Source organism: Sulfitobacter alexandrii (genome assembly GCF_001886735.1).
Classification (GTDB): domain Bacteria; phylum Pseudomonadota; class Alphaproteobacteria; order Rhodobacterales; family Rhodobacteraceae; genus Sulfitobacter; species Sulfitobacter alexandrii.
The window spans coordinates 118,992-142,748 of the sequence record NZ_CP018076.1 but is presented as its reverse complement, the minus strand read 5'-3'; the positions used below and the strand labels follow the sequence as shown (position 1 = coordinate 142,748).

Below are 23,757 nucleotides of genomic sequence, written 5' to 3'. Positions count from 1 at the left end.
TCTCAAATTCGGAAAAAAATAATGCCGAAATTCTAACTCGGATCGGCCACATTCTCCAAATCAATTTCGAATGCGCGCAGGTCGTCCAGCAAGGGCTGCGGAAGAACCGACAGGTCATGGTCCCGGGATCTGCCGATCGTGCTGGGGCGGATCAACCCTGACGGGATCGGCGTGGCCGGGTCGCCCCCGGCCAGCGCGCAGATGGCGGGCCAGTAGGCCGAGGGTCTTGCGCAGAATTGCTCGTAACGGATGACCATGAATCGCCCCGGCATGTGCCGGTGCCCATAAGACGTCGCGGCACGGTTCGCCGCGAGCCAGTAGCGAAGCTGCCCCACCGGTGTCGGCATGCCCTCTTCTTCGGGCAACCCGAAAAGATGCGCCCAGTTCTGGGTCTGCGACGTGTTCCCGCTGAAGGCCATGTCCAGTCCATCGCGGATCACGTGGACATAGCGGAAATTCGGCAGAAGCCGGTCGAGCTGAGGCAGGAACACATGGGTGTTCGGCTCTTTCCATCCCCAGCGGCCCGCCTGTTCCGCGGCCGGCGGCGCACTCTGCAACAGGTTCTCGACCTGCCGCTGGCGCGCCCCGGAATTCCATGTGCCTCCGGGCAGGAGATCGCGTTCGAGCGCACGGACAAGGTCGATGTCCGCACCCGAGATGGCATCGGCAAGACCGATCGTCATGGCCTGATGAAACAGCCGGATCGCCCTCGCCACCTCTGCATCTGTCGGTTTGCGCCGCGTCCATGCCCGGCGCTTGAACAGGACAGTGAACCAGAGATTGTCGAGCGATCCGTTTAGGTCTTCGCCGATCCTGATCCCGCTGCTGCGCAGCGCTTCTGCGAAAACGCGCGTGCCGCTGCCCCCCAGCCCCCCGATCGCGATGATCGGCGGTGCATCCGCACTCATTTCAGAAATCTCTTTGCGGCGGCGGGCATCCCGCCGACATAAAGCGGCCATGGCACCGGGGCCGTTTCGTACCGGCGGCCATGTATCCGGGCGTATTCCTCGTGAAACATGGCCAGGGGCCGCTTTTCGGGGGGTGCATTCGTCGCGATGCCGCCGTGGACTTGATGGAACACCCCTTCTCCGAGGATCACCATCGGGCTGGCCCCTTCCAGCGTCACCGCCCGGTTCCGGAAATCGTGGTTGCAGAATCCGCCGCCCGGCGTCTGGAACCGGATGTCAAAGCCGCCCATGCCGACGAAGGTATCGCGCCGCAGCGCGATCCAACTGCATTCCGATGGATAAGAGGCAAAGAAGCCGTCACCGGACGATGGTGCGATGGTCGAGATCTCGAACAGCCTGTACCCGTCCGTGCGCCAGTCGGCCTCTTCCAGCATCCGGTCCTCGAAGGCCTGGCCGTACCCGTTCTGAACCGATTTCGGCTGCACGTCGGGGCCCAGATGCCACGACAGGGCACAGATGACGGGATTCTCTGCCATGCGGAACGCCAAAAGGGTATGTCGGATGAGCCCCGGTGAGGCCATCCGCGCACCGTCGACGATGATCGCTATCGCGTCGCCGCGCGCCATTTCGACACCGATGTTTATGGCCTCGACCGGTGATTTGCTGTCGGTCTCGTGGAAATGGTACCGAAAGCCGGCACCATGCCCGTCCATATCTTCCGGCCTCAACGGGGCGGTGGACGCATTGTCTATTACGATGACTTCGTAATCGCCCGGCTCGATCCCGACCTGATGCGCGAGGCTGAGGGAGTACAGCGTCCGCGCCGCCTCCCGCCGCATGTTGTGCATGATCACGACGATGGAAAGTTTCATGCGCTTCCGGTCCTTCGGTCCCGAACAGAGCTATCCTATCAGGATATCAATCTCAACGGGCCCGAGCGAACGCGAAATCGCCGCCCTGAACAGGGCGGCGATCCGTGTTCCGCAACAGCGACGAACGGGTCAGTTCGCGCTTTTCAGCGTTTCGACCTGGGCTTTCAGTTCGGAGATCGTCGCTTCCTGCTCCAAGGTGTAAAGTGTCAACTCTTCGACCTTCTCAAGCAGCTTGAGCTGCATCTCGACGACATTGAAGCGCTGTTCGTCGTTGATCTTCTTGGCGGACGGAACGCCCGGCAAGTGGCCGTTCTCGTCGATGAACGCCTGCACTTCTGCCAGGGGCAGAAGCTTGTAATCGGGTTCGAATACATAGTCGGGAACGTTCAGAGGTGTGCCGTTCACAATGATCTGACCGGTCACGATCACGGCGTCTGAATTGGTATTGTCCCCGATCTTGAGCAGGTTGTTGTTGGCGCTTTCGTCGATCTTGATGGGTGTGTTGCCACCCACGATCCCGATGTTCAGACGCCCCGAACTTGCCTGCGCGCGAAACTCCCACGAAGCTGGGGTCTGGCCATCAGTCTTCAGGATGAAAGAGGAGTCGTTGCTGGCACCTGACGATTCGATGAGAAAGTCGGTCGGTGCGCCAGTCCGTCTGATGTGAAGTGCCGCATTTGGAGTCGTGCCGGCACCCATCCCGACTTCACCGTTGTTGGCGATATAAAGTGCGCTGGTGGGTGCACCCGGCTGGATCCGGAAAGGCAGGGTACTGCCGCCGGTGACATCCCTGATAAAGAAGTTCGTTTCGTTGCTGGCAACATCCCAGGTTTGGGCGGCAAAGCCTGACGACCCGTCCTGCTCCAGTCGCAGCGCCGGCGTGTTGCCCTGCTTGACATGCAGGTCAACCACAGGCGTCGATGTACCGAAGCCGACCCTGTTGCTGTCGGAAACATAAAGTTGGTTGGTACGCGTACCCGCCTCGATCGTGAAGGGAGTACGGGAGTTGTCGATATCGTCGATCGAAAACTTGTTCGCACCGCCATTATCGGTGTCGTTGAAGGTCAGTTGCCAGTCCACGGTTGGAAAACTGCCGGTGGAGGACGTATCGAATGCCCGGATGCGCAGGTTGTTTTCCTTCAAGCGGATCGTGTCGAAGCCGTAGGATTCGCTCGACGTACAGTCCTGACCAACGCACAGGGAACCGATGATGGACTGATCCTGCGCGTAGGCGTGATGACCCGCCAGCATTCCCGTTGCCAGCGCCACCATGCCTGCGGCCAGGGCGGGCCCGCTTCTCTTGGGGTTTGCGAAATCGGACATGTAAAATTCCTTTCAAGTATGCGGGCATCGCCGCGGAAATTCTTGCAGATCATGGCGGCCAAGCCGCGTATCCATTTTGACTATCAGGGCCGTCCCGATCCGAAGAATCACAATTCGATCGAAAAAGACCCTTGCCGCCTGCCCACAACGAAATAACTGTGCAGACGGTATCGGCGTGATGATACCTCAAATTTGACACGAAATTAAGCATTTTCTTGCAGCCCTCGTGCGATTCACCGGTTTCCACCGCAAATTCGCTGCCACATTCTCAACTTGAAGTGGTGAGAGACGGGTCAGGGGCCTGATTTGGCAAGTGACTGCGCCTCGGTGATCTGGCCGGGAGTCATCTTGTCGAGATAACCTTCTGCAAGCGCAGGTGTGTCGGGCGTTCCGGCATGGCCCGCGCGCAGAATCCACATATGTCCCAGGACGAAGTCCTGAGGTACGCCCCTTCCCTGAAAGTAGAGACTGCCGAGGTTCGCCATGGCGGGGCCATAACCGGCCTCTGCCGACACACGGAACAGCGCCGCTGCCTGAAACTGGGCCTGAAACGGCGCATCCGGTTGCTGAAGAAGCACCCAGCCCAGTTGGAAAAGAGCGACCGGATCACCGGCCTCGGCGGATTGCTTCAGCGCCTGCAGCGCCTCATCCGTCGAGTCCAGCGGCTTCAGCCGGGAATCGTAGATCAAGCCGGCATTGTCGCCGGAACCGACGTCTTCCTTTCGGCCCCCGGCACGGTAGAGCGCCCTCGCCCGCTCCTCGTCCAGTTCCACGCCAAAGCCGTTCTCGTAGAGCACGCCAAGATTTGTCATCGCCGTGCTCAGGCCGAGATCGACCGCCGCCGAAAAGTATTCGGCGGCGCGGGCATAATCCTGCGGCACGCCGTCTCCTCGAACGTAGAGCAGGCCGAGATTGTTCAGCGCGCGGGCATTGCCCTGATCCGCCGGCTGCTCATAAAGCTCACGTGCGCGCGCAAAGTTCTGTTCGACGCCGATTCCCTCCTGATAGAGAACCCCAAGGCTCACGGCGGCGTCCGCGTTTCCGGCATCGGCTGCCTGCTGGTACAGTGTGGCGACGCGCTCCATGTCCGCCCCGGAGGCCTCGAGCGCGCGGGCGAGATCGAACACGTGATCCGGATCGCCTGTTTCCGCCGCGGCCTCGAAAAGGCGCAACGCCTCGGCCCGGTCCTGCTCCACTCCAAGCCCCTCGAACCGGTAGCGTGCCAGAAGATTGGCCGCATCGGGATGTCCCTGCGCTGCCGCAAGCTCGAACCAGTGCGCGGCTTCGGCATAGTCCTGCATCACCCCGTCCCCCGTGTGATGCCGCTGTCCAAGGGCGAATTGCGCTTCGGCCTGCCCCTGCTCGGCCCGTGCCTCGATATCCGTCGTCGCAGGCGCGTCCGATGTCTGGCCGCTGACCGAAACTGCCGCCAGCATCAAGAGCGCCGCAAGGGCCGGAAGGGCAGATACGCGCCGGACCATCAGTCCGCCTCGGTCCCGGAGGTCGCCCCCTGCGTCACCTGCGGCGCGCTTCCCGGCGTCCTGACGGTCTGTTCGGTTTGCGGTGCCCGCGACCGCGCCGTGTCAAAGTACTCGCGCGCTTCGGCCTGGGCGCGCGCGATCTGTTCTGGTGTCATCAGGTCCCCAACAATCCCCCGCTTTTCCGCCGCCTCGGGGTGACCGCTTGCCGCAGCGATGTTGAGCCACTTGTGCGCCGCCACGTAATCGAGATCGACACCGTCGCCCGTGACATGCAGACTTCCCAGCCGGAACTGCGCCGGGACACTGCCCGCCATGGCCGCCACCCGGATCAGCGCGATCCCCTCGGGCTTCCGGTCCTCTTGCGCCAGGTACCATTCACCGAGGTTGATCTGGGCAATGCGCACCCCCGCGTCGGCCTGTTGCCTGACCCAGGCCTCGGCAGCCGCATCGCCGGTCTCGGCCAGGTCGACCATGACCCATGAGACGGCCCTTTGCGGCGCCATGAAATTCCCCAGACCATCGGACTTCGCCAACTGTGAAATCGCCAGGGCGCCCGCCATCTCTCCCTGTTGGGCGGCGGTCTCGAACAGGCCGACCGCCTTTTCCATGTTCTGCTCTACCCCCCGCCCCTCTGCGTAAAGCTGACCGAGCGCGAGGCTCGACCGTCCCAAACCGAGATATGAGGCTTCCTCGAACCACTGGACCGATTTGCCGAAATCCTGCGGAAGAAGCTCACCGCCGGCATAGGCGATCCCGAGATTGTGCATGGCGGAGCGGTCTCCGGCGTCGGCAGCGGCCCGCAGCCAGCGAAGCGCCTCGTCCGCGTTCGGCTCGACACCGTTCTGGCCGACAAGGTACCTTGTCCCCAGCTCGCGCTGCGCCTGCGGCTGTCCCGCCTCGGCTGCCCGGCGGAACCAATCCAGCGCCGCCTTCTTGTCCATGGGCACGCCGCCCCCGGTATCCAGCGCGTTCGCCAGAAAGTACTGCGCATCCGGAAACCCGCCCGATGCGGCTTCCTCGAGCCAGCGCAGCGCCTCTTCGGGGTTCTTGTCGGTGCCGACGCCGCGCGAATATGCCTTGCTCAATTCGTATTGCGCCGCCGGGTTCCCCGCCTCGCCCGCCGCGAGGAACCAGTCGAAGGCCGCTTTCGGATCGGGCGCGACCCCCTGCCCGGCCATCAGGAGCAGACCGAGGTAATATTGCGCCTCCGCGTCGCCGCGCTTGGCCGCGGAAGACAGCAGGTTGGCCGCACGTTCCGCGTTGCCCTCGCCCTTGTTGCTCAGCAGGACCCGCGCGAGCAATGTCGAGGCGGGCGCGTGGTTCTGTGTCACCGCCTTTTCCAGCCAGTCCATGGCCGCCGCCGGGTCGCGGGGCCCGCCGGTTCCTTCCAGCAGGACACGTCCGTACCGGTACTGCGCGAGGGCGCCGCCCTCTCCTTCGGCCAAGGCCTTCAGCCCCTGACGGACGAATACGAAGTCCCCGTTCCGCCAGGCTTCTTCGACCTGCGACATGGTCACTGGCACTGCAGCCTCGGCCTGTCCGGATTCCGGGGCCGTCGCAGTGTCCTGCGCCGGCAAAGGTGCCCCGAGCAACGCAATAATGACAGCGTAGGGCAAGGCGCGTACCGGGCGAAGTTCAAATGAAATCATGGCGTTGCTCAAACTGGATGGATGTGGCGGGGCAATCGGCCCGCAGTTGAAAAAATCGGAATACCTTGCGACCATACCCCGCGACAACTTCAAGTCAATTCCAGCCGACAGGCACCAACTGCGGCCCGATGAGCCACAGGACCGCCGCCGCGGCGCAAAGCGCGGCGCCGAAGGGCAGTGGCCGGTCGGGCGCGAGCGGAGCGGGCGACAGGAGCCGCTGCAGCAGCGCAACGCCGAGGGCCGACAATGCGGCCAGCAGGATCAGGAGCGGGAGATCGTAGGGCCCTGCAAAGGCCCCGAGACCCACCATCAGCTTCACATCGCCAAGCCCCAGACCCTCCCGTCCGCGCCACAGCCAGTAGCTCCATCGAAGGATCGCGAATGAACCCGCCCCCAGTAACGTGCCCAAAGCGGCCTGCGCCAGTCCCGCGCCGGCGGGGGCCATCGCCATGCCGAACGCGATCAAGGCCAGCGCGGCGGTCAGCGGATCGAACAAGCGCAGCCAAAGCAGATCGGCCGCCGCCAGCGCGGTCAGCATCCACAGGAATGCCGCCGATAGAATGACGTCCACCGCCGTCCCTCCCTGCAGGACCGCGAGCACGGACCCGCCAAGGCAGGTTAATTCCATGTAGAAGAGCCAGGGCGGGATGGCCGCCCCGCAGGTACCGCAGCGTCCTCGCGCCAGCACAAATGACAGGATCGGGATCATCCGCCAGAAGGGAAGGGCGACGCCGCAATTTCGGCAGGCGGATCGCTGAAACACCGTGTCCTCGTGCCGCGGCAAGCGGTCCACGAGGACACCAAGGAAAGACCCCACCGCCGGCCCGAGCAGGATCACCAGCGCCAGCAGCGGACCTGCGCCGCTCATGCGCTTTGCCTGCCCGTCAAAATTTGCAACATCGCATAGACAACCATATCACCCCCCTCCTATCATGGACCTCAGCGAAAGGGACATATGCGATGGAACGAGCCGCTTCTTCACAGAGCATCCGGAAGGCCCGCCGGCACACCGCGGGCGACGATGGGTTTTCCCTTCTGGAACTGATGGTTGTGGTCGTGATCCTGTCGATTCTCGCGCTTGTGATCGTGCCCCGCGTGATCGACAGACCCGATCAGGCGCGCGCGGCGCGCGCGCAGTCTGACATCGCGGCGATCTCGGGTGCGATCAACCTCTACCGGCTGGACAATTTCCGTTACCCGACGACCGAGCAAGGGCTTGCGGCGCTGGTGAACCGCCCCACAACCGACCCGCAGCCTCCGAACTGGGCCACCAACGGCTACATGGAACGTCTTCCGGTGGATCCGTGGGGGCAACCCTACCAGTATCTCCAACCGGGCGTGCACGGTGATTTCGACGTGTTCTCGTATGGGGCCGACGGGGTGACCGGCGGCTCGGGGCCGGACGCTGACATCGGGTCATGGAACCAGAACTGAACACCGGCCCCTCGGGCGACCGCGGGTTTTCCCTGATCGAGCTGCTGGTCGTGATCTCGATTCTCGCCATTCTTTCTGTGGGGGCGACGCTGACTGTCGCGGGGCGCGGTAGCGACCGCGCCGCATCCGACCGCGCCTGGTTCGAAGCCCAATTTCACGCGCTGCAGGATCTCGCGGTTCAGGGCCGCACCGCCAAGGGGCTGGTCGTCTCGCCCGGCGGGCTGCGCTTTGCGCACATGACGGGCGAGGGCTGGCAGATCGGTGATCCGGTAAGGGCCTGGCAAGGCAAGGTGACCCTTGGGGCACTTGCCCCCCGTCCGGGTCCCGACATGCCGCAGATCGTCCTGCTGGCCAATGGCAGCACCAGCGCTTTCGACATCCTTTTTTCCGGCCAGGGCGCCAGATCGCAAAGGTGCCGCAGCGACGGCTGGGAGGGACTGACATGCGAAGACGACTGAGGGGAAACGACAGGGGCCTTACCCTGATAGAGCTGGCCGTGGCCGTGTTGGTGCTGTCGATCGGCAGCATTGCCGCCCTGCGCGCCGCCGACCAGTCCCGATTGGCCATCGGCGGCGCCGCGGACCGGCTGATAGCGCAGATCGCGGCCCGCAACCGCGCCGAGGAACTGCGGCTGGTGCCCCCCGGCGAACGCGCCGCCCTGCCCGGCACCGTGACCATCGGCGGGCAGGCGATAGACATCGACACCACGACCAAGACGACCGCCGCGGGACTGGTCGAAGCGACGGTCACCGCGCGATCGGCTCGGGGCGGAGGAGCCATCTTCGTACTGTACCTGCCGGTGGAGCCCCCGGCGTGACCGACGGGGCCGGCGACAAGGGCATCAGCCTGATCGAACTCGTGGTGGCGATGGCGATCTTTGCACTGGTCGCGGTGATGGGTCTGCAGGGGCTTTCGGGAATGCTCCATATCAGGGACCGGCTGACCGAGATGGACGACACCACCTCGGAACTCTCCCGCACTGTCGCGCTGCTTCGCAACGACCTGAACGCGATCGTTCCGATGCGGTTCTTTCCACCGGGCGAAGGACCAGACAACGCTTTGGCGCAAAGCGACGACGGTCGGATATTTGCGCTGTCCCTTGCAGGGCAACCGGAACTGTCGCCGGCCACCGGTGGCGGCGGGTTTCACCGTGCGGAGTGGCGACTGGACCAGACCGACAAGACGCTGAAGCGGAGGGTCTGGACGACGCTCACGCCCGTGGATCCCCAGGTTCTGCAGCCCGCGCTCACGCTCATGTCCGGCGTCGAGGAAATGAGAATCCGCAGCTACTGGAGCGGGATGGGCTGGATCGACGGCCCCACCAACCCCGTCTTGCGAAACCTCGTGACTGCCGAGGTGTCTGACGAAGACCGCACCGGACCGGCGCCCGAAAACTACTCCGACTTCCTTCCGCTTGCGATAGAGGTGACGCTGAACACGGTGCGATGGGGTGACATCACGCTGGTGGAGACATTGAGATGAACCGCCAGTCCGGCTTTGTTCTCGTCAATGCGCTGGTGATCGTCGCCGCCCTTGCCGGTGCGGCCGTAATCCTGCTGACAAGGGCCGAAGGCGGCCGTGCGCGGCTGCAGGCCAGCCAGACAGCCGGACAATTGACCTACTACCTCGACGCCTTCGATGCGCTGGCCATCACCCTGCTGAACGAAGACCTGATGAGCGGCAGCCACGACCATCCCGGAGAAGCATGGGCCCGCACCGACATTTCCGTGCCGCTGGACCGTGGGCGCGTGGCGGGACGGATCATCGATCAGCAGGCGCTTTTCAACCTCAACTGGCTGAACGACCAGACCTTCGGTGCCGCACAGCCGGCGTTCGACAAGGTGCTTCAACGCGCCGGAATATCGCCGCGCGTGGGCGACCAGATCCGTGACTTCATTCAGCCCGGCGGCCCCGCGAACAAGCGCGCCTATGCGGCCCTCTCCCCCGGTCGTGCGCCGATCGGGGGCGCGCTTCTCATCTTCGACCAGATCGCAGACATTCCCGGCCTGACAGCGGGCCAGATCGACCAGCTGCGCTCGGTCGTCACCGCGATACCGGGAAGCCAGCCGATCAACATCAATACAGCCCCGCTTGACCTGATCGTCGATCTGATCCCCGACATCCCGCCGGGCACGTTGTACCAGGTGCTCGGGACGCGCCGCAGCACGCCGTTCACCTCTCTGGACGGTTTCACCGACGCGCTCGAGGCGCGCCTGGGCGGAGACCTGCCGGAAACCTTCGCGCCCGAACGACTGAGCGTTTCGACGGACTGGTTCCGTGCCGAGATTGCCGCCGAACTCGACGGGCACTTGGCAAGACGCACGACGCAGATGTACCGGCTCGGGCGACAGACCGGCACCCTCGTCAATCTTCGGATCAGCCAATTTGACTGACAGGCGCGCCAGCCCATTGATCAAGTTCGGTGAAGTCTGCATCGTGGCGGTGGAAGACAGCACGGGAAACGGCAGCTGACCGAAACGCCAACATACGATGCCGGCAAGGAGTTTGTCGCGCTGACGCGGGGTGGACCTGCGCCCGGACCGCAACAGATCGCCGTTGTGCCGGGCGCAGAGGTGCCGATTTTCAGCCTGGATCTGCCACCGGGTCTGCGGGGTCAGGCGCGCGAACAGGTCGCCCGGCGGCAGTTGCAGGACCGTGCCGGCCTGACGGCGGAAACCACCCAGATCAGGCCCGTCTACATGCCAAGGCAGAGCGACCGCTGGTCGAAGGTCCTGATCGCGGACAGCGCTCTTCTGGCCGAATGGAAGGCGGCTGCCGGGCCGCAGTGCCGCGCGGTTTTGCCCGACTACCTGACCCTGCCGACAGCCAACGGCATCTGGACGGTCGCGGGGCAGGACGGATACCACGTCGTCCGTCTCGCTCCGGACGAGGGCTTCGCGGCGCAGCCCGACATCGCGCTCGCCATGCTGGAACGGGAACTGGACGGGCAGTCAGCCCCGCCGGGCGCCATGCTTGTACTCGGTCCAGTGCCCGAGGGGCTCGAGGAACTGGCAGGCAAGCATGAAGTTCCGATCATCGCCGAAGCCGCGGAAGCGAAGGCGCTGGGGCTGGAGGAACCGACGATACTGGGCCATGGCGAGCTTGATTTCGATCTGCGCCGTGACCCCCAGCTTGCCCGTGCGCGGCTGCGCAGGCAGGTTCTGCCGTGGCGCTGGCCGGTGCTGTTCGCCGCCATCGCTGCCGCGCTCTGGTCGGCCGCCCAGATCATCGAGACCGGGCGGATCGAGGCGCGAACCGACCAGCTGAACGCCCTGACCCAGAACCTCGTCCGCGAGAATTTCATTCCTACCGGCCCCCTGCTGGACGTGCGTGTTCAGGTCAGCCAGGTGATGGCGGCCCGGCAGGCGCAGGCGTCGGCAGACGGCGATGAATCCTCGGCCATGGACCTTTTTGCCATCGCCGCCGGCGTGCTGAGCGCACAGGGCGTGCAGACCGATCAGGCCAGCACCGTTTCCGCTTCCGAAGTTGCGCTGGACCTGACATTGCCCGATTTCGCCAGCGTTGACCGCTTGGCAGCCGACCTGCGCGCAGCCGGCTTGGACGTGGAGATCGTGGAGTCGCGCGTCAGCGACGGCTCTTCCGCCGTCCGAAGCGAAATCCGCCTGCGCGCGCCCGATCGGGAGGCGGCGGAATGAACGGGCGACTGATCGACTTTCTTCTGCAAAGGTCCGCGCGGGAGCGCCTGCTGCTCGCGGTTCTCTTCGGCCTGGGCCTTCCCTTGCTGATCGTCTTTGCCGTGCTGTTGCCCCTGAAGGATCGCAAGGCCGCCGCCCTTGCCGCGAATACCGAAGCGGTTGCATTGAACATCTGGGTACAGGAGCGCGCCGCGGAGCTTGCGAGCCTTTCAAGCGCACCGGTCGAAGCCCGGTCCGATCCCATCGGGTCGAGCGCGATAGAGGAAAGCCTGATCCGGGCCGACCTGCGGCCCTATGTCAGCGAATTGGGCGTGGCGGACGGTGGCGTGATCGAATTGCGGTTCGACCTGGTGAAATTCACCGCGCTGGCGGACTGGATTTCTGCCAACAGCCGCACGTGGGGCTACGACATCTCGTCCTTCCGGTTCGAGGCCTCGCAGGAATCGGGGAAAGTCAGCGCGCGGCTTTCCCTCGCGCCCGCATCATGACCGTCATTTCATTCCGCTGAGGCGCGACTGGATGCTTGCGCGCCGTCCAGCCATGCTGCCAAGCGGATCAAGGTCGGGGTTCGTCGCCAGCACTTCGGTCAGCGCCGCTTCGGCCTGCTCGAGGTAGGATTTGCCGGTCACGGCATCACCCGACGCCAAAGCCTTGAGCCCGAGTTCATGTACGGCAGTCGCCTGCACCGACAAGGCGGCAGCGCGGCCATCGCCCTGCTGGGTCTGAGCAAGGCTGCCCGCCTCGCGCGCGGCGGCATCGAAGTCGCCCGCCCGCAGGTACCCGTGGGACAGCTCGAGCCGGATCCGCGGCTGGAGCGCGCCGGCGTCCGGCACCAGTCGCTTGTAGACCCGGTTCGCCTTGGCAAAGTCTCCGCCTTCCAGCGCATCGCGGGCGGTCGAATATTCGGTTTCGAAGGATTTTTGCCCAAGACTGCCTGTTTCTGCGCAGCTTGAGATCATAAGGGCGCACAGAACAATCGTCCCGGCCCGGGCGTGTGTGTATACCTGCATGTGCCTGCTCTTTATTTATCGTTTTATTGCGGATAGCCTTAGCATACGGCAGGATTTACGTCCACAAATCACGGTCGGTACACGCTGGAGCGGTCCAAGAATGCGGCTGATTGCTGCGATTATGACACTGGTAGCCCTCGCCGCCTCGGGCCTGGCGGGGCAGATGCTGCACGAGACTCTGAACACGCTGCCGGACGAAATTGCCGGCCAGGCAGAGGTGCGAACCGCTGCGACGGAACCCCAGCCACCGGCGCCGCCGCCCAGTCCCCGGCGCTGGCCCGCGGTGTTCGGAGAACTCCAGCCACCCGCGCCGCCGCCCCCGGCTGCCGAGCCTCAACCGCCGGCGCCGACACCCGAACCCCAGCCGCCGCGTCCGCCGCTGGACAGCCTCGGCTATGCGCTCAAAGGGGTCGTCCGGGTCGATCAGAAGATCTGGGCCATGGTTTCGCATCCGACGGGTGAGACCCTTCTGCGGGTCGGCGACACCCTCGGCAACGGCGCCGTGATTGAAAGGATCGACGAACAGGGTGTGTGGGTCGACAATGGCGACGGCGACCTGGCGCTTCTTGGCTTTACGGAGGAAAAACGCCCGCCCGGCTGAACCTTGCGCGCGACCGAATGGCCACAAATCGCTGCCTTGCACACGAAAGACGTGCATCGTGTGGATAAATACGCTAGAATCTTGTGTAATACATGGCAAATCCCCGAATGCGGTCGTCAAGAACCGGCGTCGGGCTTGAGGCAGAGAGCAGTCATGAAACGATTTCTATCCCCGAGGGCCGTGTTGCTGGCCCTGTCCTTGGCATGTTGCCAGGCGATGGCATGGGTTGTGGTCACCGCGCCCCCCGCGGCGGCACAGATTGAACTGGACTTGCGGGACGCGGACCTGCGCAGTTTCGTCGAAATCGTATCGGAGGCCACCAACCGCAGCTTCGTCCTCGATCCCAACGTCCGCGGTACGGTCACCGTTCTTGCCCCCGACACGCTGACGCCGGCCGAGCTGTACGACGTGTTCCTGAACGTTCTGGAACTGAACCGGCTGACCATCGTGCAGGGGTCGAGCGTGGACAGGATCGTCCCGATGAACGTCGCGCGGGAGCTTGCCTCCGGCCCGGCGCGGACTGCCCCCAAGGGGTTCGAGACGCGCGTGATCGAGGTCAACAACGTGCCGCTGACTGAAATCATCGAGGTCATCCGACCGTTGCTGCCCGCGGAGGCGGTGCTGAGCCCGGTGCCGGGATCCAACCTGCTGATCCTTTCCGACAGGGGCCAGAACCATGCCCGGATCGAGGCACTGATCCGTCGCCTCGACACCCCGCGCGAGCGTCCGATCGAAATGGTGCGCCTGCGCAACGCCGACGCCGCCGAAGTGCTGCAGGTCATCCAGTCCATGCAGATCGTGCCCGAAGATGCCGCGGTTTCCGTCGACCGGCGGTCGAATGCCCTCGTGGTGTCGGGCCCCGACAGCCTGGTGCAGCAGATCCGCCTGCTGGCCGGACGGCTCGACACCCAGAACGCAAACGTCGCCTCGCGCGCGATAGAGCTGAACTACGCCGACGCGACGCGGCTTGCAGACGTGGTCACGCGGGCGATCACCAACGAACAGGCCGCCCCCACCGAACAAGCCGTGCGCATCATCGCGGAGACACAGACCAACACCCTGCTGATCACCGCGCCGCCTGACCAGATGGGCGACATCATCGAAATGGTGCACTTCCTCGACCGGCGGCCGACACAGGTCCTCGTCGAGGCCGTGATCTTCGAGATGTCCGTTGCCGGTTTTGCCGACCTGTCGGCGCAATTCGGCGCGATCGTGAACGACGCCATCATCGGCGGCGTGGAATTCACGCTCGAAGGGCGGCCGAGCCTCACCGGGCTGGTGTCATCCGTTCTGAACAACACCAACAATGCCGTGCCGTCACCCGGCAACGGCGGCTTCTTTGGCGTGGGCGCGCGCAATTCGGGCGGCGAGGGCATCGTCGGCCTGCTCAGCGCCATCGCCTCCACCAACTCTACCCGCCTGCTGTCCACCCCGTCGATCATGACGCTGAACAACCAGGAGGCCGAGATCGTCGTCGCGCAGAACGTGCCGTTCGTCACCGGATCCTTCGCGCAGGTCGGTGAGACGGCGCAGCCCGACAACCCGTTCCAGACGATCGAACGTCAGGACGTCGGCCTGACACTCAAGGTCACCCCGCAGATCAATGCCGACCGCACGGTGAAGATGAACATCGAGCAGGAAGTGTCGAACCTGACGAACAACACGTCGTCAGCAGGGGGCGAGATCACGGCCCGCCGCGCATTGTCCACCACCGTGCTGGTGCGCGACGGCAATGTCATCATGCTGGGCGGTCTGCTCGAAAACGGGTCCGGATCCGTCTCGCAAGAGGTGCCCGGCCTCAGCAAGTTGCCCCTGGTGGGCGGCCTGTTCCGGGGCAAGAACGCGAACAAGAACCAGCGGGTTCTTCTGGTCATGCTGCGCCCCCAGGTGGTCAAGGACGATCACGAGGCGCGTCGTATCACGACCTCTCTGGCACGCGAGGCCAAAAAGGCGAGCCTTGCCTTGCAGGCCCCCGATGATGGACAGTATCCCAAGACGCCACAGGGCACCCTGCCCTTCGACGGCGTGGATCTGAACCAACCCTTCGATGCCGGATTTGTCGATGACTATGCGCAAAACCGAAACTACCCACCCCTTCCCTCCCGCCTCCGGTTCAGCGGCGGAAGCGACTGATCAGGCGCCGACCCGGCAAAGGCTGCCTTTCGTCTTTGCGCGGGATCAGCACGTCATTCTGGACGGAACCGATGTCATCGCCGGTCCCGAGGCCACTCAGATGGGTCTTCGGGAAGCGCAGCGTCGCGCGGCCCGGCTGGGGCACCTGACCCTCGTGACGCAGGATGCCGCGGGTTTCGAAGCGGCCCTGGCACGGATCTACCAGTCGCAGGACGACTCGCCGGAAACCCAGGATTCATTGACGTTCGAGCTGGAGGATACCGGCAGTGGCGGACAGGGGCCCGCGCGACAGCGTGATCTTCTGGAGGATTCCGGCGATGCTCCGGTCGTGCAACTGGTCAATCAGCTTCTGCGCAGGGCCGTGACCGCGGGCGCCTCCGATCTTCATATCGAACCCTACGAAGGCGGGCTGAGAGCACGCCTGCGGGTGGACGGGTTCCTCAAGACTGTGATGGACCGCTCCGATGTGCCGGTGAAACGCGTGGTTTCGCGGCTCAAGGTCATGGCCGGGCTCGACATCGCGGAAACACGCCTGCCGCAGGATGGGCGCATACCGCTGTCCCTTGGGGGACGGCAGATCGACACCCGCGTCAGTTCCCTGCCCGGCAACTACGGCGAACGGATCGTGTTGCGGATTCTCGATCGTTCCGCGGGCCTGATGGAATTGTCCGACCTCGGCCTCAGCAAGGATCAGGTCACGCTGCTGCACCGTCTGGCAGCGCTGCCCAATGGCGTGATCCTCGCCACCGGGCCAACGGGTGCGGGCAAGACAACGACCCTCTATTCCCTGCTGAAACTGGCCAACCGCGACGAGCGCAACATCGTGACCGTGGAGGACCCGATCGAATACGACCTGCCAGGCATTTCGCAATCGCAGATCAACGCCGACATCGGCATGACCTTTGCCAACGGCCTGCGCGCGACCCTGCGGCAGGATCCGGACGTGATCCTCGTCGGGGAGATCCGTGACGGTGAGACCTCGAGCGTCGCCGCACAGGCCGCGCTGACGGGGCACCTCGTTTTTTCCTCGCTGCACGCCAACGGATCGGTCGGGGCGGTGGTCCGCCTGCGCGACCTCGGACTGGACGATTTCCTGATCGCGGCCACGTTGCGCGGTGTCATCGCGCAGCGCCTCCTGCGCCGCCTCTGCGCAGACTGCCGAAAACCACACGCGCCGTCCCCGGCCGAAGCGGCGCATTTCACCCGTCACGGGCTGAACGTGCCCGACACCATCTATGCCGCCGAAGGATGTACCGCCTGCGGCAATTCGGGATACGCCGGCCGTGTCGGCATCTTCGAGATGATCGAGGTGGGTGAAAGCCTGCGCGCCGCCATCGACGCAGGTGCCAGCGAAGCCGAGATGCGCAGGCTGGCGTTGACCGGGCGCGAAACGCTGATCGGCCAAGGGCTGATGGAGGTCGCAGCGGGCCGGACCAGCATCGCGGAAAACCTGCGCGTCGTCGGTGACGTCGCGTGAGGGCCTATGCCTATGTCGCCTTCACCGAAGCGGGCAAGCGCAAGTCGGGCACGGTCATCGCCGATACCGAATCCCACGCCGCCGCCCTGCTGGCCGAGAAGAACCTGTTCGTCTCGGAACTCAGCGAACGCCGCGCCAAGGGGGCATCCGGCCTCTGGTCGGGTCAGCGGCGCGCGACACTGAATGCGGACCTCCAGGCGGTCTTTACCCGGCAAATGGCCGTTCTGCTGGGCGCCGAACTGCCCGTCGACGAGGCCCTGGAAGCGGTGCGCCAGGGCGGGCACCCGAGCCTCGACGCCGTGGCGGCCCGCGCCCGTGCCGATCTGATGGACGGTTCGACCCTTTCCGACGCACTGCGGCGCACGCAGGCAGGTTTCGCCCCCTATTACGTCGCTTCAGTCAGGGCCGGCGAAACCGCGGGCAACCTCGCCGGCGTGTTCAACGAACTGGCCGAGCACCTCGAGAACCAGGGCGTGGACAAGGCGCAGATTTCCACCGCGCTGATCTATCCCGGCTTTGTCGCGGCAGTGGCACTGCTGGTCTGCGCGATCCTGATGGTCAACGTCGCGCCCGAAATCGTCGCGATGTACGAACTGTCGGATCAACCTCTGCCGTCGATCACCCAGGTGGTCCTTGCCATAAGCAACTGGATCCAGTCGAACTTCACCGTCCTCATCGTCGTGCTCGCGGGGCTCGTCGCCTTCGGTTTCGCGTCCGGCAGGGTCGGCGCCCTCCGGGCACAGCGGGACAAGCTGTTCCTGCGACTGCCGCTGGTCGGCCGTTTCATGCGCCTCTCCGCTGCCGTGCAATACCTGCGCACGCTCGCGCTGGTCCTCAGCAGCCGCAACACCGTGCCCGTCGCGATCCAGAATGCCGCCGAGGTGCTGGATGTCGCGCGGTTCCAGCAGGAGGCGGCTCAGGTATCGCTGGCCGTTTCCCGGGGCGAAACCATGTCGCAGGCCCTTTGTGCGCTGACCATCATTCCGCCCGTGGCCCGTCAGCTCATCCAGGCGGGCGAAGCTTCCGTTCGGCTGGCGAGCATGACGGAACGCAGCGCCGTGCTGGTGGAAAACGGTCTGTCGACGGAACGAAAGCGGATCGCTGCGCTGCTGGAACCCGCGCTGATGATGCTGGTCGGCGCGATGGTGCTTGTCATCGTCCTAGCGGTGCTTCTGCCGATCTTCGATCTTCAGGCGGTGGTCGCCGGCTGAGGCATGCCAGCCCCTGCATGTCTGATGCGCGAGACGAGACTGCAAGCGGAACCCCGCGCGTTGATAACGCCCAGGCCGCCAGAATGCCTAACCCTTTGGATTCAGTGGTGAGCCGTACAGGATTCGAACCTGTGACCCACTGATTAAAAGTCAGTTGCTCTACCAACTGAGCTAACGGCCCACTAGGTCGCGTATCTAGAAAGGAGTGAGGGGGGGGTCAAGCCCTTAAACCACGATTCTTCAGGTGCCCGCTGGATTCGTCCGTCACCCGGCGTTATATGCGCGAAATGAGCACCACCAGCATATCCGGTTTACCCTTCATGAAAATGCACGGGCTGGGCAACGACTTTGTCGTCGTCGACGCACGGGCGCAGGATGTCTCGGTAACGCCCGCCATGGCGAAGGCCATCGGCGATCGGCATTTCGGCGTGGGATTCGACCAACTGGCGGTGATCGGCAACGGCGACGGGGACGCGCATCTGACCTTCTACAACGCCGATGGATCGACCTCTGCGGCATGTGGCAATGCGACCCGCTGCATCGCGCGATACCTGATGGACGAATCGGGTGCCACATCGCTGGACCTGACAACGGATCGCGGCAACCTGAGGGCGGAGGATCGCGGCGACGGCATCACCGCGGTCAACATGGGCCAACCGCAGCTCCTGTGGCACGAGATTCCGCTGGCGTCCGAGATGGACACGCTGGAACTCCCGATCGAAGGCGCGCCAACCGCGACCGGCATGGGCAATCCTCACTGCACATTCTTCGTGGAAGACGTGTCGGCAATTGCGCTGGAAAGCTTCGGCCCCGCCATCGAACATCATCCGCTCTATCCGCAGCGCACCAACGTACAGATCGCCCAGATCGTCGGACAGAACCACCTGCGCATGCGCGTGTGGGAGCGCGGCGTCGGCGTGACCTGGGCCTCCGGGTCGTCCTCCTGCGCCTGTGCGGTCGCCGCGGCACGGCGGGGTCTGACGGGGCGCAATGTTCGCGTGGACCTCGACGGCGGAACGCTGCAGATCGACTGGCGCGAGGATGGTGTCTGGATGACAGGCCAGACCGTTCACGTCTTCTCCGGTGTCCTGACGCAGGCCTTCCTGGAGGGCATCGCATGAGCGCCCCGGTCTTTTCGAACCACGGCTGCCGCCTGAACGCCTACGAGGTCGAAGCGATGAAGGATCTCGCCGGGCAGGCGGGGCTCGGTAATGCCGTCGTGGTCAACACCTGCGCAGTCACGGCAGAGGCGGTGCGCAAGGCACGGCAGGACATCCGCAAGCTGCGCAAGGCGCACCCCGACGCGCGGCTCATCGTCACCGGTTGCGCCGCCCAGACGGAACCCGAAACCTTTGCCAGCATGGCCGAGGTGGATGCGGTCATCGGGAATACCGAGAAAATGCAACCCGACACCTGGCGGGGCTTGGCCGCCGACTTCATCGGCGAAACGGAGGCGCTGCAGGTCGACGACATCATGTCGGTGACGGAAACCGCGGGACACCTCATCGACGGCTTCGGCACCCGGAGCCGCGCCTATGTTCAGGTCCAGAACGGCTGCGATCACCGCTGCACCTTCTGCATCATCCCCTACGGACGGGGCAATTCACGCTCCGTGCCCGCAGGGGTTGTCGTGGACCAGATCAGACGATTGGTGGACAAGGGCTTCAACGAGGTGGTGCTGACCGGCGTCGACCTGACATCGTGGGGGCGGACCTGCCCGCGGCGCCACGTCTGGGCGATCTTGTCATGCGGGTTCTGCGGCTGGTGCCCGACCTACCGCGACTCAGGATCAGTTCCATCGATTCGATCGAGGTCGACGAGAACCTGATGCAGGCCATCGCGACCGAAAAACGGCTCATGCCGCACCTGCATCTCAGCTTGCAGCACGGTGACGACATGATCCTCAAGCGGATGAAGCGGCGTCACCTGCGGGATGATGCGATTGCCTTCTGCCATGAGGCGCGGCGTCTGCGGCCCGACATGACCTTTGGGGCAGACATCATCGCCGGGTTTCCGACGGAAACAGACGCGATGTTCGAAAACGCCCTCCGCATGGTGGAGGACTGCGACCTGACCTGGTTGCACGTATTTCCCTATTCCGCCCGTCCCGGAACACCGGCGGCGCGCATGCCTGCCGTCAACGGTCGCACGATCAAGGAACGGGCGGCCCGTTTGCGCCAGGCGGGCGACGCGCAGGTGCGCCAACACCTGCAGCGCCAGGTCGGCCGGACCCACAGCATCCTGATGGAAAGCCCGACGATGGGCCGGACCGAGCAGTTTTCCGAGGTACATTTCGCGGAACCGCGGGCAGAGGGCGACATCGTGAACGCCACCATCACCGGCAGGACGGATACCGCCCTTTCAGCCTGACCCCGCGCGCCCTGCGCCTTTGGCCCCTTGGAAAAGAAAAAGCCCTCCCGACCGTCTGGTCGGAAGGGCCGTCCAAAGCCGCGTGGCGGTTTCGATCAGTCTTCGCGCTTGTACTTCACCGCGGACCACAGCCGCTTGTTGGTCAGGTACAGCAACACAGCCAGCAAGGTGAGGAAGACAACACCTGCAAAACCGGCTTGCTTGCGGGCCATCATCTTGGGCTCTGCCGTCCACATCAGGAACGCAGCGACATCTGCCGCCTCGTGGTGCAGGTCGTTTTCGTGACCGTCTTCGAATTCGACATCCTCACCGTAGAGGGGGGGCGCCATGGCGATCCAGCCGCCCGGAAAGGCGGTGTTCTCGTAGAAGACCGAACCGGCCTGCTCTTTCTCCTCGCCGGTGTAGCCGGTGAGCAGCGAGGCGATGTATTCCGGGCCGCCGATCCCGTTGATGAACTGGTTGATCCCCAGTCCGTAAGGGCCGTGGAAACCGGCGCGCTTCTTGGCCATCAACGACAGGTCGGGCGCGTTGGGGAGCGACGATTCCGGGAAGTGGTCGACCGGGGTCGCCTCCCGGAAATCGTCCAACTCCTCGTCGAACACCTCGAAGCGCTTGGCATATTCGCGGACCTGGTCCTCGGGCATGCTGGGTCCGCCATCATCCGACAGCGTGCGGATCGGCACGAACTTGAGGCCGTGGCAGGCGGAACAGATCTCGGTGTAGATCTTCAGGCCGCGCTGCAGCTGGTTGACGTCGTACGCACCGAAGGGCCCCTCGAAGGAGAAATCGAAATCCTCCACGTGGCCTTCCGATCCGGCAGCCAGGGCACCGGTGGTGCCAAGGCCAAGAGCCACAAGGGCGGAGAGGGTCAGTTTCTTGATCATTGTCGTCTCCGTCATTCTGCCGGTTTCACGATGGTCTTGGTGCCACCGGCCTTGGGCGCGTAATGAGCGTCGAAGTCTTCTTCGATGCTTGCCGGTTGCGGCAGCGGTTTCTCGATCACGCCGAGCAGCGGGAGGATCACCAGGAAGTAGGCGAACCAGTAGGCCGATGCGATCAGCGAGAAGGTCGCGTAGGGTTCCTCCGCCGGCATGGCGCCCAGCCACATCAGCGCGAAGAAGTCGATGACCAGCAGGGCGAACCACCATTTGAACATCGGACGGTACCGGCCGGAGCGCACGCTGGACGTGTCCAGCCACGGCACCAGTGCCATCACCGCGATCGCGCCGAACATCGCCAGAACGCCGAAGAACTTGGCGTCGATGATGCCACCGGTGATCCAGCTTGCGAACATCACGACCCAGACGTCCGAGGTGAAGGCGCGCAGGATCGCGTAGAACGGCAGGAAGTACCATTCCGGAACGATGTGCGCGGGCGTGGCCAGCGGATTCGCCTCGATGTAGTTGTCGGGGTGACCCAGATAGTTGGGCATGAAGCCGACGATGGCAAAGAAGACCGCGAGGATCACCGCCAGCGCGAAGAGATCCTTGATCACGAAGTAGGGCCAGAAAGGCAGGGTGTCCTTCTGCGCCTCTTCCTTGGACCCGCGGCGCACTTCGACACCCGTGGGGTTGTTGTTACCCGTGGTGTGGAAAGCCCAGATGTGCACGATCACCAGGCCCGCGATCACGAAGGGCAGCAGGTAGTGCAGCGAGAAGAAGCGGTTCAGGGTCGCGTTGTCCACGGCGGGCCCGCCCAGCAGGAAGGTCTGCAGCGATTCACCCACGAAGGGGATCGCGCCGAAAAGGCCGGTGATGACTGTCGCGCCCCAGAAGGACATCTGACCCCAGGGCAGCACGTAGCCCATGAAGCCGGTGGCCATCATCAGCAGGTAGATCAGCATGCCGATGATCCAGGTGATCTCGCGCGGGGCCTTGTACGACCCGTAGTAGAGACCCCGGAAGATGTGGGCGTAGACCGCGACGAAGAACAGCGAAGCGCCGTTCGCGTGGAGGTAGCGGAGCATGTAGCCGCCGTTTACGTTACGCATGATGTGCTCGACCGAGCTGAACGCAAGGTCCACGTGCGGCGTATAGTGCATCACCAGCACGATCCCGGTGATGATCTGCAGGGCCAGACAGAAGGTGAGCACGATCCCCCAGATCCACATCCAGTTCAGGTTCTTGGGCGTGGGGATCATCAGTGTGTCATAGAGGAGACCAACAACGGGCAGGCGGCGGGCAAGCCACTTTTCGCCGCCGGACTTGGGCTCGTAATGGTCGTGAGGAATTCCGGACATCGAGTTCTCCCTTAACCCAGTTTGATCGTGGAGGCGTCCACGAATTCAGCGATCGGCACCGGCAGGTTGCGCGGCGCGGGTCCGCGGCGGATGCGGCCCGCCGTGTCATAGTGCGATCCGTGGCAGGGGCAGAACCACCCGTCAAAGTCGCCAGCCTCGCCCAGGGGCACGCAGCCCAGGTGCGTGCAGACGCCCATCATCACCAGCCATTCGCCCGAGACACCGTCACCGTCGCCCCCTTCGAAGGCGGCCAGCGCGCGGTTCTCGTCGGTCGCGGGAGCGCCATCCGGCAGGTTCGCGTTTTCCGCGTTCTGATCAGGCAGTTCGCTCAGATCGACGGCACGTGCCTCTTCGATCTCCTGTTCGGTCCGGCGGCGGACGAAAACGGGTTTGCCAAGCCACTTGACCGTCAGTTGGGTGCCCTGTTCGACCCCGCTCACATCGACACGGATGGACGACAGCGCCAGAACGTCGGCAGAAGGGTTCATCTGGTTGATCAGCGGCCAGGTGGCGGCACCGACGGCGACAGCGCCCGTACCGGCGGTTGCGTAATACAGGAAATCCCTCCGGGTGCCTGCGTGATCTTCTGCGTTGGACACGGCTCTACTCCACTTCTCGGCACAGAGGCCATTGGACATACCGGGGGCGTGGACGCCCCCTGACTTCATCGCGCTGTCTAGCGGCATGGCGCGCGCCCGTCCAGATGGCAAAGGCGCGCAAACCGTCGCAGGTCGGCAATTATTCGGGCGAGACGCCGGAAATCAGGCTTCCGGCGGCCGTGTCGCGCGCATCGCGGGGCGCGAATCGAACGCGTCGAACCAGTCGGAAAGCGCATCCCGGCCGCGGCGCCAATCCCGCGCACCGTGACGGAACTCGACGTAGCCGAGCGCGCACCCCACTGCGATCTGGCCCATGTCGAGCGGCCCGCGCAGGTGGCTCATCCAGCGGTTGTTCAGTGCGCTCAGTGCCCGGTCGACCTTGCCCCACTGGCCTTCGACCCATTCCGGCATCCGTGCGTTTTCAGGCCGGATCCGGGTCTCGTACACCATCAGGAGCGCCGCATCGAGGATACCGTCCGCAGTCGCCTCGAGCGTGAGCGTATCCCAGTGGCGCGCGCCAGAACCGTAAAGCTTGCCGCCGGCGCGATCGTCGAGATAGGCGCAGATGACCCGGCTGTCATAAAGCGCCGGTCCGTCGGGGCGTTCCAGCGCGGGCACCTTGCCGAGCGGGTTCTTGGGCAGCAGGGCGGCATCGGGGCCGACCGGCGTGGTAGCCATGGTTTCCAGCGTGACATCGTCCAGCTGACCGGTTTCATGCAACAAAACCATGACCTTGCGGACATAGGGAGAGGTGGGGGAATAGGCGAGTTTCATCAAGTTCTCCTGTGGATTTG

Annotated in this window: 23 protein-coding genes, 1 tRNA gene and 1 pseudogene; 13 read left to right on the top strand and 12 right to left on the bottom strand. The window is 64.3% G+C overall.

The annotated features are described in order from the left end of the window. Positions 1-32: 32 nt before the first annotated feature. The 6 genes from BOO69_RS00695 to BOO69_RS00670 all read right to left on the bottom strand — a co-directional run bounded on the left by BOO69_RS00695 (position 33) and on the right by BOO69_RS00670 (position 7,101). Positions 33-908 carry a sulfotransferase gene (locus BOO69_RS00695; RefSeq protein ID WP_071969392.1) on the bottom strand — a complete coding sequence of 292 codons (876 nt, stop codon included), beginning with the start codon at positions 906-908 and terminating at the stop codon, positions 33-35. Next, a complete protein-coding gene (locus tag BOO69_RS00690; RefSeq protein WP_071969390.1) occupies positions 905-1,780 on the bottom strand; it encodes a glycosyltransferase family 2 protein in 876 nt (291 codons plus the stop codon). Before BOO69_RS00690 ends, BOO69_RS00695 begins: the two co-directional genes overlap by 4 nt. Positions 1,781-1,909: 129 nt before the next feature. After that, positions 1,910-3,103: a hypothetical protein gene (locus BOO69_RS00685; protein ID WP_071969388.1), complete on the bottom strand. Its 1,194-nt coding sequence runs from the start codon at positions 3,101-3,103 to the stop codon at positions 1,910-1,912. 293 nt (positions 3,104-3,396) lie between these two features. Beyond that, positions 3,397-4,584: an SEL1-like repeat protein gene (locus BOO69_RS00680; protein WP_071969386.1), complete on the bottom strand. Its 1,188-nt coding sequence runs from the start codon at positions 4,582-4,584 to the stop codon at positions 3,397-3,399. Next, positions 4,584-6,233 carry an SEL1-like repeat protein gene (locus tag BOO69_RS00675; protein ID WP_172839476.1) on the bottom strand — a complete coding sequence of 550 codons (1,650 nt, stop codon included), beginning with the start codon at positions 6,231-6,233 and terminating at the stop codon, positions 4,584-4,586. Before BOO69_RS00675 ends, BOO69_RS00680 begins: the two co-directional genes overlap by 1 nt. Before the next feature lie 94 nt (positions 6,234-6,327). After that, the gene (locus tag BOO69_RS00670; protein ID WP_071969382.1) at positions 6,328-7,101 is read right to left on the bottom strand and encodes a prepilin peptidase; all 774 of its coding nucleotides are present in this window, start codon (positions 7,099-7,101) and stop codon (positions 6,328-6,330) included. A 92-nt stretch (positions 7,102-7,193) separates the two neighbouring features. Between BOO69_RS00670 and gspG the strand changes: the two genes are divergently transcribed. From gspG to gspM, 7 genes are read left to right on the top strand one after another with little or no spacing between them, the layout of a single operon-like run. Next, a complete protein-coding gene (gene gspG, locus BOO69_RS00665; protein ID WP_071969380.1) occupies positions 7,194-7,667 on the top strand; it encodes a type II secretion system major pseudopilin GspG in 474 nt (157 codons plus the stop codon). After that, positions 7,652-8,125, top strand: a complete 474-nt coding sequence (locus BOO69_RS00660) for a type II secretion system protein (protein ID WP_071969378.1) — start codon at positions 7,652-7,654, stop codon at positions 8,123-8,125. Before gspG ends, BOO69_RS00660 begins: the two co-directional genes overlap by 16 nt. Beyond that, positions 8,110-8,484, top strand: coding sequence for a type IV pilus modification PilV family protein (locus BOO69_RS00655; protein ID WP_071969376.1), 375 nt, complete (start codon positions 8,110-8,112; stop codon positions 8,482-8,484). Before BOO69_RS00660 ends, BOO69_RS00655 begins: the two co-directional genes overlap by 16 nt. Beyond that, positions 8,481-9,149: a type II secretion system protein GspJ gene (locus BOO69_RS00650; protein WP_071969374.1), complete on the top strand. Its 669-nt coding sequence runs from the start codon at positions 8,481-8,483 to the stop codon at positions 9,147-9,149. The genes BOO69_RS00655 and BOO69_RS00650 overlap by 4 nt, the downstream gene beginning before the upstream one ends. Beyond that, positions 9,146-10,060 (top strand): type II secretion system minor pseudopilin GspK, encoded by a 915-nt coding sequence (gspK, locus tag BOO69_RS00645; protein WP_071969372.1) that lies wholly within the window; start codon positions 9,146-9,148, stop codon positions 10,058-10,060. Before BOO69_RS00650 ends, gspK begins: the two co-directional genes overlap by 4 nt. A gap of 36 nt (positions 10,061-10,096) precedes the next feature. Further along, on the top strand, positions 10,097-11,323 hold the full coding sequence (gspL, locus tag BOO69_RS00640; protein ID WP_335743940.1) for a type II secretion system protein GspL: 1,227 nt from the start codon (positions 10,097-10,099) through the stop codon (positions 11,321-11,323). Continuing rightward, positions 11,320-11,811, top strand: a complete 492-nt coding sequence (gene gspM / locus BOO69_RS00635) for a type II secretion system protein GspM (protein WP_071969367.1) — start codon at positions 11,320-11,322, stop codon at positions 11,809-11,811. Before gspL ends, gspM begins: the two co-directional genes overlap by 4 nt. A gap of 3 nt (positions 11,812-11,814) precedes the next feature. Here the strand turns inward: gspM and BOO69_RS00630 are convergent, their stop codons facing one another. Further along, on the bottom strand, positions 11,815-12,333 hold the full coding sequence (locus BOO69_RS00630) for an outer membrane protein assembly factor BamD (protein ID WP_071969365.1): 519 nt from the start codon (positions 12,331-12,333) through the stop codon (positions 11,815-11,817). Positions 12,334-12,454: 121 nt separating this feature from the next. On the opposite strand from BOO69_RS00630, the gene BOO69_RS23290 reads away from it, so the two are divergent. From BOO69_RS23290 to BOO69_RS00610, 4 genes are all read left to right on the top strand, one after another. After that, positions 12,455-12,934: a hypothetical protein gene (locus BOO69_RS23290; RefSeq protein ID WP_216636996.1), complete on the top strand. Its 480-nt coding sequence runs from the start codon at positions 12,455-12,457 to the stop codon at positions 12,932-12,934. A 153-nt stretch (positions 12,935-13,087) separates the two neighbouring features. Beyond that, on the top strand, positions 13,088-15,067 hold the full coding sequence (gspD, locus tag BOO69_RS00620; protein ID WP_083545414.1) for a type II secretion system secretin GspD: 1,980 nt from the start codon (positions 13,088-13,090) through the stop codon (positions 15,065-15,067). Beyond that, positions 14,997-16,544 carry a GspE/PulE family protein gene (locus BOO69_RS00615; RefSeq protein WP_237267527.1) on the top strand — a complete coding sequence of 516 codons (1,548 nt, stop codon included), beginning with the start codon at positions 14,997-14,999 and terminating at the stop codon, positions 16,542-16,544. Before gspD ends, BOO69_RS00615 begins: the two co-directional genes overlap by 71 nt. Further along, entirely contained in the window at positions 16,541-17,755 is a 1,215-nt protein-coding gene (locus BOO69_RS00610) for a type II secretion system F family protein (RefSeq protein WP_071969359.1), read from the top strand. Before BOO69_RS00615 ends, BOO69_RS00610 begins: the two co-directional genes overlap by 4 nt. Before the next feature lie 105 nt (positions 17,756-17,860). Here the strand turns inward: BOO69_RS00610 and BOO69_RS00605 are convergent. Beyond that, a tRNA-Lys gene (locus BOO69_RS00605) sits at positions 17,861-17,936 on the bottom strand. Positions 17,937-18,033: 97 nt separating this feature from the next. On the opposite strand from BOO69_RS00605, the gene dapF reads away from it, so the two are divergent. Next, the gene (gene dapF, locus BOO69_RS00600; RefSeq protein WP_071969357.1) at positions 18,034-18,876 is read left to right on the top strand and encodes a diaminopimelate epimerase; all 843 of its coding nucleotides are present in this window, start codon (positions 18,034-18,036) and stop codon (positions 18,874-18,876) included. After that, positions 18,873-20,125: pseudogene (gene mtaB, locus BOO69_RS00595) on the top strand (tRNA (N(6)-L-threonylcarbamoyladenosine(37)-C(2))-methylthiotransferase MtaB). Before dapF ends, mtaB begins: the two are co-directional and overlap by 4 nt. Before the next feature lie 95 nt (positions 20,126-20,220). On the opposite strand, the gene BOO69_RS00590 reads toward mtaB, so the two are convergent. The 4 genes from BOO69_RS00590 to BOO69_RS00575 all read right to left on the bottom strand — a co-directional run bounded on the left by BOO69_RS00590 (position 20,221) and on the right by BOO69_RS00575 (position 23,737). Then, a complete protein-coding gene (locus BOO69_RS00590; RefSeq protein ID WP_071969355.1) occupies positions 20,221-21,009 on the bottom strand; it encodes a cytochrome c1 in 789 nt (262 codons plus the stop codon). Between the two features lie 11 nt (positions 21,010-21,020). Then, entirely contained in the window at positions 21,021-22,364 is a 1,344-nt protein-coding gene (petB, locus tag BOO69_RS00585; protein WP_071969354.1) for a cytochrome b, read from the bottom strand. Positions 22,365-22,375: 11 nt separating this feature from the next. After that, complete coding sequence (gene petA, locus BOO69_RS00580) at positions 22,376-22,963, bottom strand: ubiquinol-cytochrome c reductase iron-sulfur subunit (protein ID WP_071969351.1); 588 nt, start codon at positions 22,961-22,963, stop codon at positions 22,376-22,378. A gap of 162 nt (positions 22,964-23,125) precedes the next feature. Next, positions 23,126-23,737: a glutathione S-transferase gene (locus tag BOO69_RS00575; protein ID WP_071969350.1), complete on the bottom strand. Its 612-nt coding sequence runs from the start codon at positions 23,735-23,737 to the stop codon at positions 23,126-23,128. Positions 23,738-23,757: the final 20 nt, after the last annotated feature.